Below are 12,828 nucleotides of genomic sequence, written 5' to 3'. Positions count from 1 at the left end.
CGTCAGGAAAGTTTTGACCATGTCCACTCTGAATTCTGGCCGCCTCCGGCTGGCCTTGCTGGCGCTGCCGGCCGTTGTCCTCCTGCTGCCTTTTCTGCTGGCCGTCGTTTTTGTGCTGCGCTTTTCCTTTTCGGCGGACACGCAGTCCATTGACGGTTTCAGCCTGGAGCGTTACCTGGGCCTGCTCGACCCGTTTTTTCTTCGCTCGGTCGTCCTGACGCTCAAGCTGGCGGCGCTGAGCACGGTCATCTGCCTGGTGCTGGCGGTGCCCGTGGCCATGCTGATGGCGGCGATCACCCAGCCCATCTGGCGACGCGTGGTCACCAGCCTCATCCTGCTGCCCATGATCCTGAACCTGCTGATCCAGTCCTATGGCTGGATCATGGTGCTGGGGCCCAACGGCATCATCAATGGCGTATTGCTCAAGCTCGGTGTGCTGGACCGCCCGGTGCAGTTGCTGTTCAATGAAATCGGTGTGCTGGTGGGCCTGGTGCAAACCGCCTTGCCGCTGGCCGTGTTTCCGATTCTGGGCTCGATGCGGGCCATCTCGGCGCAATACCTGGAGGCCAGTGCCAGCCTGGGGGCCGCGCCTTGGCGCTCGTTTCGCGACATCACGCTGCCGCTGCTCAAACCCGGGCTGATCGGGGCGGCCTCGATTGTGTTTGCCTTCAACGCCAGCGCTTTCGCCGTGCCGCTGCTGCTCGGCGGCCGCCGTGTCCAGACCATGGGTGTGGCCATCCGCGACATGATTTCACCGATGTTTGACTGGGCAGGCGCGGCGGCGGCGGGCGTCACCCTCATCGCCATCACGCTGGCAACCCTGATGGCAGCCACTTGGCTGTCCACACGCACCAGCCAATGGCAGGGAGCACGATGATGGCAACGGCAACTTCAATCACCCCTTCAGTGACTGCTCCAGCTACGTCCCCAGCCACTCCCCGTGCCGGCCGCGGATCCTTTGGCTGGGTCATGGGCACCCTGGCCGGGCTGGGCCTGCTCATTGCGGCGCTGCCGGTGGTGATCATCCTGATCATGTCGTTCTCGGGCGGCACCAACCTGGATTTTCCGCCGCAGTCCCTGTCGTTGCGCTGGTACGGCGCCGCTTTCGATGTGCTGTTTGGCGACAAGAGTGAGGGCACGATGTCGGCCTTCAGCGCCATGACCAGCAGCCTGATCGTGGGCCTCATCACCATGCTGGCCAGCGTCAGTGTCTGTGTGCCGCTGTCTTATGCCGTGGTGCGCAGCCACGGGCGCTGGCGCCACCTGGCCGAGCTGCTGTTCACCCTGCCCATCGTGTTTCCGCTGGTGGTGCTGGGCGTGGCCTACCTGCTCATGACCGAAGCGCTCAGTCGTGAAACGGGCGTTGACCTGGGCTTGTTCCGTCTGGCCATTCCGCACATCACGCTGGCGCTGCCTTTTGTTTTACGCAATTGCCTGAGTGCCATGAACGGCGTCGGGGTGGACCTGGAAGAAGCCGCCATGTCGCTGGGGGCCTCGCCGTTGCGCGCCATCCTGCATGTCGTGGTGCCGCTGATGAAGCCGGGAATCATGGCCGGACTGATCTTCGCCTTCATCATTTCCTTCAACGAGTTCACGGTGACCTTCTTCATGTACACGATCGACGTGCGCACGCTGCCGATCTGGATGTACAGCCGCACCGTCTCGTCGCTGGATCCCACCACCCTCGCCATTTCGACCCTGATCATTGCCCTGGACGTGGCGCTGATCGCCTGGGTCGACAAACTTGTGGCTGGCAAGGGCAGCCTGTTTTGAGCGCTGCCTCCAGGAATCTGATTAACGAAGGAATTTTGCATATGGACAAACATCTGGAACTCCGGGGCGTCAGCAAACGCTTCGGCACGGCGAACGTCCTCAGCGATGTTGACCTGACCATCGCCCGCGGGGAATTTGTATGTTTGCTCGGCCCCTCGGGTTGCGGCAAGACCACGCTGCTGCGCATCATTTCCGGCTTCGAGAGTGCCAGCAGCGGCCAGCTGCTGCTGGACGGCCAGGAGATCAGCCATGTGGCTCCGCATCTGCGCGGCTTTGGCATGGTGTTTCAGTCGCTGGCGCTGTTCCCGCACATGACGGTGGCCGAAAACATTGCCTACGGCATGAAGCTCAAGGGAGTCGCCGCGGCGCAGCGCGCCAGCCGCGTGGAAGAACTGCTGCACATGGTGCAACTTCCGGCAATTGCGGACCGCCCGGTGTCGGCACTCTCCGGCGGGCAGCGCCAGCGCGTGGCCATTGCGCGTGCGCTGGCCGTTCCGCCCAAGCTGTTTTTGCTGGACGAGCCGCTGTCGGCCCTGGATGCCCAATTGCGCGACAGCATGCAGATCGAGCTCAGGCAACTGCAGCAGCAGTTTGGCGTGACCACCGTCGTGGTGACGCACGACCAGCACGAAGCCATGATGCTGTCGGATCGCCTGGTCGTGCTCAAGGGCGGGCGCGTCCAGCAATGCGATACGCCCTCGCAGGTGTACCGCAAACCGGCCAATGCGTTCGTGGCCGAGTTCCTCGGAGCCGCCAACCTGCTGCCCGGCATGGTGCGCGGCCCGGGCGTGATCGAGGTGCTGGGCAGCTCCCTGGCGCTTCCCACCAGCTTGCCGGCCGGCAGCGCCGTGACGCTGGCCGTGCGCTCCGAAGACCTCAGGTTCGAGCCGGCCCATGCCGATGCACCGGTGCGGCCCAACAGCATCAGGGGGGAGATTGATTTTCTGCGCGACCTCGGCGCCAAGTCGGAACTGATCCTGCGCTGTGGCGATGAGCGCCTGCGTTGCCATGGCGGCGATGCCCAGTTTCAAAGCGCGCGCTGCGGGCAGCGTGTGAATGTGCTGATCGATGCCGAACGCTGTTCGGTGTTCGCGGCTTGAACGGGGAGGGCGTCATGGAAAATTCTCCATCCACGATTTCCCCGGTTTTTGTCGATGCCGCCAGCGTGGCCAGCCACTTGCCTTGGCCGGAACTGCTGCAGGCCCTGCACAGCGCCTTTGCCGCGACTGACCTGAGCACGCCCACGCGGGGCCATTACCACATGGAGGGCATGGGCAGCGCCAGCACACCGGTGTTGCTGTCCATGCCGGCCTGGAGCCCTGGTTTAGGGGTGGGGGTCAAGCTCGTGGCGGTCTATCCGGATAACCACAGGCTGAACCTTCCCTCCATTCACGGGCTTTACGTGTTGATGGAGGGCGCCAGCGGCCGTCCGCAGGCGGTGCTCGATGCTGGCGAATTGACGGCGCGCCGCACGGCGGCCGCCTCAGCCTTGGCCAGCCGGTTTCTCTCGCGCCCGGACAGCCGCACGCTGCTGATGGTCGGGACGGGGCGACTGTCGCAGTACCTGCCCCTGGCCCATGCCCAGGTGCGCCCGATTGAGCGCGTGCTGGTGTGGGGCAGGTCACCAGCCAAGGCGCAGGAGAGTGCGGACGCCTTGCGGGCGCAGGGCGTGAATGCCGAGCCTGTCACCGCGCTGGATGAGGCTTGCACGCAGGCCGACATCATCAGCTGCGCCACGCTGTCGAAAACCTCGCTGTTGCGCGGTGAGTGGCTGCGTCCAGGCACGCATGTGGACCTGGTCGGCGCCTTCACGCCGCAGATGCGCGAGGCCGATGACCAGGTGTTCTCACGCGCAGCCTCGGTCTGGTGCGACACCACCGCCGGCGGCTTGGCGGAGGCGGGCGACCTGATCCAGGCGCTGGCGTCCGGTGCGCTGGTGCGCAACCGTATTCGGGGCGAGCTGGCTGACCTGTGCCGGGCGGACGCACCCATTGCGCGCCGCGACACCGATATCACCGTCTTCAAATCCGTTGGAGCCGCACTGGAAGACCTGGCCGCTGCGCGGCTGTGCCTGGACCGGCTGTCGCGCAGCAGCGCAGCGCCGCAGGTGTGAGCGGCGGCAGCTGCCAACCTCCCGATTTTTTCCAACATGAACCATTCCATGCATTCCATGACTACCAACGCAGCTACCAACGCAGAACATTTGGCCCGGTTGCGGGCCCGTTATGCCGGCGCTTCGGGCGCCGACATGTTTGACCCGGCATTCAAGACCGTCGCTGAACAGATCTTCAGCAGCTCGGACCGCCGCAAGTGGCCGTTTGCCGACGTCCCCACGTTTCTCGATGCCCCTTACCGCGCGGATGGCCTGGCCCAGCCCGAGCCGAATCTGGCGGGCCTCGATGTGGCCTTGATCGGCGTGCCGATGGACCTGGGCGTGACCAACCGCGCCGGGGCCCGCCTGGGGCCGCGCGCCGTGCGCAATGTGGAGCGTATCGGGCCTTACGAGCATGCGCTGGGCCTGGCGCCGGTGACTCGCCTGAAGATGGCCGACGTGGGCGATGTGCCCATGCGCAGCCGTTTCAGCCTGGACGAATGCCACGCCGACATCGAGGCCTGCTTCAACCAGGTTGTGAAAGCGGGTGTGATTCCGCTGGCTGTGGGCGGTGACCATTCGATCACGGGCTCCATCCTGAAAGCGGTGGGACGCGACCGGCCGGTGGGTATGGTGCATATTGATGCCCACTGCGACACCGCCGGAACCTACGAGGGCTCCAAATTTCACCACGGCGGCCCCTTCCGGGAAGCCGTGCTGGCGGGCGTGCTGGATCCGCGCCGCTGCGTCCAGATCGGCATTCGGGGCGGGGCCGAGTATTTGTGGGAGTTTTCGTTTGACTCCGGCATGACCGTCATCCATGCTGAAGAGTTCTCGAAAATGGGGGTGGAGGCTGTGATCCGGCGCACCCGCGAAGTGGTGGGCGACGGCCCGACCTATGTGACGTTTGACGTGGACAGCCTGGACCCTGCGTATGCGCCCGGCACGGGCACGCCCGAGGTCGGTGGCCTGAGCCCGCGCGAAGTGCTCACCTTGCTGCGCGGCCTGGCGGGCCTGAATATCGTCGGCGGCGACGTGATGGAGGTCGCCCCACAGAATGACCCTTCCGGCAACACGGCTCTGGTGGGCGCGCAGATGCTGTTCGAGATACTGTGCCTGGTTGCGTTGTCGCCGGCCATGGCGAACCGATAACCGGCGGGAATCATTCCCTCTGTTTTTTACTTTTCACCTTACAACACCTACGAGGAAGACCCCTATGTCCATCCAGCGCATTGAAACCGGCCCCCGCATGTCGCAAGCGGTCGTGCACCAGAAAACCATTTACCTGGCCGGCCAGGTAGCCGACCACGATGCCGGGCCCAGCGTCTTCACCCAGACGCAGCAAGTCCTGGCGAGCATCGACCGCCTGTTGGCCGCTGCCGGCAGCGACAAGACCCGCATACTGAGTGCGACCATCTGGCTGACCGACATGGACACCTTTGCCGACATGAACCGCGCCTGGGAGGCCTGGGTAACGCCCGGCAACACCCCGGCACGCGCCACCGTGCACAGCGCCCGTCTGGCCGCAACCGAATACCAGGTGGAGATCAGCGTGATTGCGGCGCAGGCCTGATCCTTTCTCCGCCTTGCCGGCCGCCTTGCCGGGTTGACTCCCCTGGCGACTGCTCCAGGGTTCCATGGAGACGGGCAGCGCTGCCCGCCCACGACTGCGTGCGAAAGCGTGCAGTGACGTGCAAGTGCGCGCAAGTACGCATGCGCGGTGAGCTGACGACAGGGCGGGCAGCCCCGCTCGGGCGCTGAAACCTGCGCCCAAACTGGTGGCACCTTGCTGCCGCTCTGCCCCGTGTCCGATCAACCTAAACATTGATTCGGCGCGTGGGGCCCCATCGTTTGAGCAACTTCGAGGCTGCGCTCTCCTTGACGTCCTCGCACGGGCGGCGTCAGCCGTGTCTTGGTATCCCAACGTGTCTCGTCGGTCCTGTCGCGGGTAAATTTCCCCCGGTACTCGGGTGATTTATGCCGAGGCCAAGTGCTTGACAAGCCTCCCCATTTATCCTAGATTACTAACCGGTCAGTCAGTAATTGCCTGGCCTGATCCCCTGATCCGATCTTCTGTCCCGATTCTTCATCTGAACCAGACCATGAAAAAAACCGTCTTTTCGCTGGTGAGCATCGCTGTCGTACTGGCCGCCTGTTCCCCATCCGCTCCACCTGAGGAGCCGGTACGTGCCGTGAAGGTCATGACTGTAGGGACTGGTGCGTTTTCTTCCAGCCACGAGTATGCGGGGGAGGTCAGGGCCCAGGTCGAGTCCCGTCTGGGTTTCAGGGTCGGGGGCAAGATCATCAAGCGGCAGGCCGAGCTGGGCCAGCGCGTCAAGGCCGGCCAGGTGCTGGCCCAACTGGACCCGCAGGATTACAAGCTGGCCGCCGATGCAGCCCGCGCCCAGGTTGCAACGGCAACGACCAACCGGGATCTCGCTGCGGCTGATTTCAAGCGCTACAAAGAGCTGAAAGACCAGAATTTCATCAGTGGTGCGGAACTGGAGCGCCGCGAAACGACCTTCAAGGCGGCCCAGGCACAACTGGAGCAGGCCCAGTCGCAGCTGGCCGTGCAGAGCAACCAGGCCGGTTATGCCGCGCTGGTGGCCGATGTCTCGGGTGTGGTGACCGCGGTAGAGGCCGAGCCGGGCCAGGTGGTGGCAGCGGGGGTGCCGGTGGTGCGCATTGCGGCCGACGGCGTTCGCGACGTGGTGTTCTCGGTGCCTGAGGACAAGGTGGCCGGCATCAAGGTCGGTGCACCCGTCAGGATTCGCATGTGGGCGCAACACACCGATTTACCCGGCAAGGTGCGTGAGGTGGCTGCGAGCAGCGATCCGGTGACGCGGACTTACCCTGTCAAGGTTTCCATCGACGCCAAGGAGCCGCCCGTCCTGGGTGCCACGGTGTCCGTCGTGCCCGAAGTGGGCGACGTCGTCGGTATGCCGGTCATCAAGCTGCCGACCACGGCCTTGCGCCAGGAAGGCAATGCCACGGCGGTGTGGGTGCTCGACAAAGCCAGCATGACCGTCAAGCCGCAGGTGATCCAGGTCGCCACTGCCGACGGCAACGATGTGGTGGTGGCATCGGGCCTGCAGCCGGGCATGCTGGTGGTCAGCGCCGGCGTGCATGTGCTGTCGCCCGGACAGAAAGTCACTATTTACCGGCCCAGCGTGGCGGTGACGACCGCCAGTCCGGCGCAAACAGGTCCTGATTCGATAGCAAAACCTGCGACGGCTGCTTTGGCTTCCAGCGCATCTGCGTCGGTTGCGAAGTGAGGCCGGCATGACGCAGGCAGGCACCGGCAGCCAGGCCGGCAACAACCCTGGCAACAACGCTGCCAACAGCGATCTTCCTTCTCCCCGGTTCAATCTGTCCCGCTGGGCGCTGGAGCATGCGGCGCTGACGCGCTACCTGCTGGTCGTGCTGATGGCGCTGGGTTTTGCTTCCTATTTCCAGCTCGGGCAGGACGAAGATCCGCCGTTCACCTTCAGGGCCATGGTGGTGCGCACCTACTGGCCCGGCGCCACCGCGCAACAGGTCGCCGAGCAGGTGACTGACAAGCTGGAGCGCACGCTGCAGGAAGTGCCCTATGCCGACAAGATACGCAGCTATTCGAAGCCGGGCGAGTCGCAAATCATTTTCCAGATCAAGGATTCCTCCAAACCCGGCGACGTGGCCAACGTCTGGTACTCGGTGCGCAAGAAGGTCAGCGACATGCGTGGCACCCTGCCGGGCGGTATTCAGGGCCCCTTTTTCAACGACGATTTTGGTGATGTCTATGGCGTGATTTACGCCCTGGAATCCGATGGGTTCAACTATGCTGAGCTCAAGACCTTTGCGGACGATGTGCGCCAGCGCCTGCTGCGTGTGCCGGATGTCAACAAGGTTGAACTGTTCGGCGTACAGGACGAAAAGGTTTTCATTGAAATTTCCCAGAAACGCCTGGCGCAGCTGGGGCTGGATTTCAATCAGGTGCTGTCGCAACTGGGCCAGCAAAATGCCATCGAATCGGCGGGTGCCGTGCAGACCCCGCTGGATGTGGTGCAGGTACGGGTAGCCGGCCAGTTCGAAGCGGTGGAACAGCTGCGCGCCATGCCAATTCGCGGTGCAGGTTACGGGGCGGGAACCAGCGCCGGAGGCAGCCAACTGCGCCTGGGTGACATTGCTGAAATCAGGCGAGGCTATGTCGATCCCCCGACTGTCAAGGTTCACCACCAGGGCAAGGAAGTGATCGCGCTGGGCGTGTCCATGGTCAAGGGCGGCGACATCATCGGGCTGGGCAAGTCGCTGGAGAAATTGTCCGCAAGCATCACCAGCGGATTGCCTGCCGGTATCAAGCTGGTCCATGTGCAGGATCAGCCCAAGGCGGTGGCAAGGTCTGTGAATGAATTTGTCGGGGTGTTGATCGAGGCTGTGGTGATTGTGCTGGCGGTCAGCTTTATCAGCCTGGGCCTGCACAAGCGCCAGCATGAGGGCCCTGGCCGTCTTCCGCTATGGCGGCGCTATTACATCGACATGCGGCCCGGACTGGTCGTGGGCATCACCATTCCGCTGGTGCTGGGCATGACCTTTCTGGCCATGTGGTACTACGGTATCGGCCTGCACAAGATATCTCTGGGATCCCTGATCATTGCGCTGGGCCTGCTGGTGGACGACGCCATCATTGCCGTGGAAATGATGGTGCGCAAGATGGAAGAGGGCTATGACAAGGTGCGCGCCGCCACCTTTGCGTATGAAATAACCGCAATGCCCATGCTGACGGGCACGCTCATCACCGCGGTCGGGTTTTTGCCCATCGGCCTGGCCAAGTCGACAACCGGCGAATACACCTTTGCGATTTTTGCGGTGACCGTGATTGCGCTCGTGCTCAGCTGGATTGTGTCGGTGTACTTTGTCCCTTACCTGGGCACGCTGCTGCTCAGGGTACCACCGCACGTCAAGGAGGTCGCTGCCGGCCTGGACAGCCCGCACGAGATGTTCAATAGCCCCTTTTACAACACCTTTCGCAAAACCGTGAACTGGTGCGTGCAGCATCGCTGGATCACGATCGGCGCCACGGTGCTGCTCTTTGCTTTGGGCATTGTGGGCATGGGCAAGGTGCAGCAGCAGTTTTTCCCCGACTCCAGCCGCCCCGAGATCATGGTGGACATCTGGTTCCCCGAGGGCACCTCTTTTGCGGCCAACGAGGCCACCGCCCGGCGCGTCGAGCAGCGCCTGATGCGGGAAGAGGGCGTGACTTCGGTCAGCACCTGGGTGGGTTCGGGTGTGCCGCGCTTTTATTTGCCGCTGGACCAGGTATTCCCGCAGACCAACGTGTCGCAGATGATTGTGCTGGCCAAGGACCTGAAGGTGCGCGAAACCCTGCGCATCAAGCTGCCGGCCCTGCTGGCAACCGAGTTCCCTGAGGTGCGGGGCCGCGTCAAGTTGCTGCCCAACGGACCGCCGGTGCCGTACCCGGTGCAGTTCCGGGTCGTGGGTATTGACCCGCTGGTCCTGCGCGAGCGTGCCGACGAGGTCAAGGCGGTGATGCGGGAAAGTGCGAACACGCGCGGCGTCAATGACAACTGGAACGAATCGGTCAAGGTGTTGCGCCTGGAGGTGGACCAGTCGAAAGCACGTGCGCTGGGCGTGAGCAGCCAGTCCATTGCCCAGGCCTCCCGGACCATTCTGGCGGGCACCCCGGTGGGCCAGTTCCGCGAAGGCGACAAGCTGATCGACATTGTGCTGCGTCAGCCGCTGGACGAGCGCAACGCCATCACCGACATTGCCAACGCTTACCTGCCCACGGCTTCCGGGCGCTCGATTCCGCTGACGCAAATCGCCAAGCCGGTCTTCACCTGGGAGCCGGGGGTGATGTGGCGCGAAAACCGCGATTACGCCATCACGGTGCAAAGTGACATTGTCGAAGGGCTTCAGGGCGCAACGGTGACCCAGGAGCTGATGCCCAGGCTCAAGGCGCTGGAGACCCAATGGCACGGCAGCGGCATGACGGGCTACCGCATCGAGGTAGCGGGCGCGGTGGAAGAAAGCAGCAAGGGCTCGGCGTCCATTGCTGCGGGCATTCCCGTCATGCTCTTCCTGACCTTCACGCTGCTGATGCTGCAATTGCACAGCTTCAGCCGCGCCATGCTGGTATTTTTGACCGGCCCGCTTGGCATCGCAGGTGTGGCCGGGGCGCTGATTTTATTGGGACGGCCGTTCGGTTTTGTCGCTTTGCTCGGCGTGATCGCGCTCATGGGCATGATCCAGCRCAATTCCGTGATTCTCATCGATCAGATCGAGCAGGATCGTGCCCGGGGCGTACCCGCCTGGGATGCGATTGTCGAGTCAGCCGTGCGCCGGTTGCGGCCTATCGTGCTGACGGCCGCAGCTGCGGTGCTGGCCATGATTCCGCTGTCGCGCAGCGTGTTCTGGGGTCCCATGGCCGTGGCCATCATGGGGGGACTGGTGGTGGCGACGGTGCTGACATTGCTGGCGTTGCCGGCCATGTATGCGGCGTGGTTTCGCGTCAAGCGCGAGCCGGAGAACCCCCTGGCAGTCTCCTGAATGGCACCGGCGGGTCGATGCCCGTGAAATCGGGCTGCGATAACGGCTAAAATAGAGAGTTGACCGATTTCAAGCGGGGATTCGGAGGTTTTTCGGATTCCCGTTTTTATTTCAGGCGCGCGGGTGGCGAAATTGGTAGACGCACCAGGTTTAGGTCCTGACGCTGGCAACAGTGTGGGGGTTCGAGTCCCCCCCCGCGCACCATCCTTGAGGGTTTACGGGAAGCAGGTTAAGTGCTGCTTCCGGGCCTTCAGGCATTGCGGTATTGCCGCAGCATGTCAGGTGCAAGCCCTGTTTTGAATATTTTTTGATTTTAGGAAACCATCATGGCCGTGACTGTTGAAACCCTTGAAAAGCTCGAGCGCAAAATGACGCTGACGCTGCCCCTCAATACCATCCAGTCGGAAGTCGATACGCGCCTCAAGCGCCTGGCCCGTACGGTGAAGATGGACGGTTTCCGTCCCGGCAAGGTGCCCATGAATGTGGTGGCCCAGCGCTACGGCTACTCGGTGCATTACGAAGTCATGAACGACAAGGTGGGCGAAGCGTTTGCCGTGGCCGCCAACGAAGCCAAGCTGCGTGTTGCGGGCCAGCCGCGCATCAGCGAAAAAGAGGGCGCCCCCGAAGGCGAACTGGTATTTGACGCCGTATTCGAGGTCTATCCCGACGTCAAGATTGCCGACCTGACCCAGGCGGAAGTCGAAAAGGTCAGCGCTGAAGTGAGCGATGCGGCTATCGACAAGACCGTGGATATCCTGCGCAAGCAGCGCCGCACGTTTGCCCAGCGCGCAGCCGATGCGCCTGCCCAGGATGGCGACCGCGCCACCATCGACTTTGAAGGCAAGATCGACGGCGAAACCTTTGCCGGCGGCAAGGCCGAAGATTTCCAGTTTCTGGTCGGTGAAGGCCAGATGCTCAAGGAGTTTGAAGATGCCGTGCGCGGCATGAAAAGCGGCGAGAGCAAGACTTTCCCGCTGAACTTCCCGGCTGACTACCACGGCAAGGACGTTGCCGGCAAGCAGGCTGACTTTCTGGTGACAGTCAAGAAAATCGAAGCAGCTCATCTGCCCGAAGTCAACGAGGCGCTGGCCAAGTCGCTGGGCATCGCGGATGGGACTGTGGAAGCCCTGCGCGCCGACATCAAGAAAAACCTCGAGCGTGAAGTCAAGTTCCGCTTGCTGGCCCGCAACAAAAACGCCGTGATGGACGCACTGGTGGCCAATGCCGAACTCGAACTGCCAAAATCCAGCGTGCAGGCCGAAGTCGACCGCATGATCGAAGGCGCGCGCGCCGACCTGAAGCAGCGCGGCATCAAGGATGCCGACAAGGCGCCAATTCCTGACGACGTCTTCCGCCCCCAAGCTGAAAAACGCGTGCGCCTGGGCCTGGTGGTGGCCGAACTGGTTCGCGCCAACAGCCTGCAGGCCAAACCCGAGCAACTCAAGGCCCACATTGAAGAGTTGGCTGCCAGCTATGAAAAACCCCAGGATGTGGTGCGCTGGTACCTTGGCGACAACCGCCGCATGGCTGAAGTGGAAGCCGTTGTCATTGAAAACAACGTGACGGAGTTTGTCCTTGGGAAAGCCAAGGTCAATGAAAAAGCCATCTCGTTCGACGACCTGATGGGTCAGAACTGATAAGGCGAAATTTCTCCTGACGTTGGGGCTTGTGCCTGACTTGAAGTTGGGGGCACAGGCCCCAATTTATTTTAGGTACAGTACAAACATCTCTGGAGAAAACATGATGGTCCCAAACAGCATTTATGGCGGCGCCTATGGTGGCCCGCAAGCCGGCGCGCAGGATGTGCAAGGCCTGGGCATGGTGCCCATGGTGATTGAGCAGTCCGGGCGTGGCGAGCGTTCGTACGATATTTACTCCCGCCTGCTCAAGGAGCGCGTCATTTTCCTGGTTGGTCCGGTCAATGACCAGACCGCCAACCTTGTGGTGGCGCAGCTGCTGTTCCTAGAAAGCGAAAATCCTGACAAGGACATTTCCTTCTACATCAACTCCCCGGGTGGTTCGGTGACGGCGGGCATGGCCATTTACGACACCATGCAGTTCATCAAGCCGGATGTCTCGACGCTCTGCGTGGGCATGGCCGCCAGCATGGGGGCATTTCTCCTGTCGGCGGGTGCCAAGGGCAAGCGCTTTTCGCTGCCCAATTCGCGTGTGATGATTCACCAGCCCTCGGGCGGTGCGCAGGGCCAGGCGACCGACATTGAAATCCACGCCCGTGACATTCTGAAAACGCGCGACCAGCTCAATCGCATCCTGGCGGACAACACCGGCCAGCCGATCGAGAAAATTGAACGCGACACCGAGCGCGACTATTTCCTGTTTGCGGAAGACGCCAAGGCGTACGGCCTGGTTGACCAGGTGATCTCCAAGCGCCCCTGAATCCGGAAAGCTTCAGGCTG

At 62.7% G+C, this 12,828-nt stretch carries 10 protein-coding genes and 1 tRNA gene; all 11 read left to right on the top strand.

Translation table 11 applies throughout. The features are described 5' to 3' along the window. The first annotated feature begins 19 nt into the window (after positions 1-19). The 11 genes from AC1DUB_RS04385 to clpP all read left to right on the top strand — a co-directional run bounded on the left by AC1DUB_RS04385 (position 20) and on the right by clpP (position 12,808). Complete coding sequence (locus AC1DUB_RS04385; protein WP_477728470.1) at positions 20-877, top strand: ABC transporter permease; 858 nt, start codon at positions 20-22, stop codon at positions 875-877. Between the two features lie 92 nt (positions 878-969). Further along, a complete protein-coding gene (locus tag AC1DUB_RS04380; protein WP_477728469.1) occupies positions 970-1,773 on the top strand; it encodes an ABC transporter permease in 804 nt (267 codons plus the stop codon). Between the two features lie 41 nt (positions 1,774-1,814). After that, complete coding sequence (locus AC1DUB_RS04375) at positions 1,815-2,873, top strand: ABC transporter ATP-binding protein (RefSeq protein ID WP_477728468.1); 1,059 nt, start codon at positions 1,815-1,817, stop codon at positions 2,871-2,873. Positions 2,874-2,887: 14 nt separating this feature from the next. Next, the gene (gene lhpI / locus AC1DUB_RS04370; RefSeq protein ID WP_477728467.1) at positions 2,888-3,886 is read left to right on the top strand and encodes a bifunctional Delta(1)-pyrroline-2-carboxylate/Delta(1)-piperideine-2-carboxylate reductase; all 999 of its coding nucleotides are present in this window, start codon (positions 2,888-2,890) and stop codon (positions 3,884-3,886) included. Between the two features lie 48 nt (positions 3,887-3,934). Further along, a complete protein-coding gene (speB, locus tag AC1DUB_RS04365) occupies positions 3,935-5,017 on the top strand; it encodes an agmatinase (RefSeq protein WP_477728466.1) in 1,083 nt (360 codons plus the stop codon). A gap of 64 nt (positions 5,018-5,081) precedes the next feature. Then, the gene (locus tag AC1DUB_RS04360; RefSeq protein WP_477728465.1) at positions 5,082-5,438 is read left to right on the top strand and encodes a RidA family protein; all 357 of its coding nucleotides are present in this window, start codon (positions 5,082-5,084) and stop codon (positions 5,436-5,438) included. Between the two features lie 529 nt (positions 5,439-5,967). Beyond that, positions 5,968-7,140, top strand: coding sequence for an efflux RND transporter periplasmic adaptor subunit (locus AC1DUB_RS04355; protein ID WP_477728464.1), 1,173 nt, complete (start codon positions 5,968-5,970; stop codon positions 7,138-7,140). Between the two features lie 7 nt (positions 7,141-7,147). Next, the gene (locus tag AC1DUB_RS04350) at positions 7,148-10,411 is read left to right on the top strand and encodes an efflux RND transporter permease subunit (protein ID WP_477728463.1); all 3,264 of its coding nucleotides are present in this window, start codon (positions 7,148-7,150) and stop codon (positions 10,409-10,411) included. A 117-nt stretch (positions 10,412-10,528) separates the two neighbouring features. Next, positions 10,529-10,615 (top strand) — tRNA-Leu (locus tag AC1DUB_RS04345). Positions 10,616-10,737: 122 nt separating this feature from the next. Further along, the gene (tig, locus tag AC1DUB_RS04340; RefSeq protein ID WP_477717065.1) at positions 10,738-12,048 is read left to right on the top strand and encodes a trigger factor; all 1,311 of its coding nucleotides are present in this window, start codon (positions 10,738-10,740) and stop codon (positions 12,046-12,048) included. A 103-nt stretch (positions 12,049-12,151) separates the two neighbouring features. Continuing rightward, complete coding sequence (gene clpP / locus AC1DUB_RS04335) at positions 12,152-12,808, top strand: ATP-dependent Clp endopeptidase proteolytic subunit ClpP (RefSeq protein ID WP_477717064.1); 657 nt, start codon at positions 12,152-12,154, stop codon at positions 12,806-12,808. Positions 12,809-12,828 lie beyond the last annotated feature (20 nt).

This window comes from Polaromonas sp. P4_F9, assembly GCF_056401235.1.
Note: the sequence above shows the minus strand (reverse complement) of the source record. Positions and strands in the feature narration are given on the sequence as shown.

Excerpts from the sequence above, each read along its gene's own strand:
- AC1DUB_RS04385 (WP_477728470.1), top strand. The coding sequence starts at position 20 with ATGTCCACTCTGAATTCTGGCCGCCTCCGGCTGGCCTTGCTGGCGCTG.
- AC1DUB_RS04380 (WP_477728469.1), top strand. The coding sequence starts at position 970 with ATGGGCACCCTGGCCGGGCTGGGCCTGCTCATTGCGGCGCTGCCGGTG.
- AC1DUB_RS04375 (WP_477728468.1), top strand. The coding sequence starts at position 1,815 with ATGGACAAACATCTGGAACTCCGGGGCGTCAGCAAACGCTTCGGCACG.
- lhpI (WP_477728467.1), top strand. The coding sequence starts at position 2,888 with ATGGAAAATTCTCCATCCACGATTTCCCCGGTTTTTGTCGATGCCGCC.
- speB (WP_477728466.1), top strand. The coding sequence starts at position 3,935 with ATGCATTCCATGACTACCAACGCAGCTACCAACGCAGAACATTTGGCC.
- AC1DUB_RS04360 (WP_477728465.1), top strand. The coding sequence starts at position 5,082 with ATGTCCATCCAGCGCATTGAAACCGGCCCCCGCATGTCGCAAGCGGTC.
- AC1DUB_RS04355 (WP_477728464.1), top strand. The coding sequence starts at position 5,968 with ATGAAAAAAACCGTCTTTTCGCTGGTGAGCATCGCTGTCGTACTGGCC.
- tig (WP_477717065.1), top strand. The coding sequence starts at position 10,738 with ATGGCCGTGACTGTTGAAACCCTTGAAAAGCTCGAGCGCAAAATGACG.
- clpP (WP_477717064.1), top strand. The coding sequence starts at position 12,152 with ATGATGGTCCCAAACAGCATTTATGGCGGCGCCTATGGTGGCCCGCAA.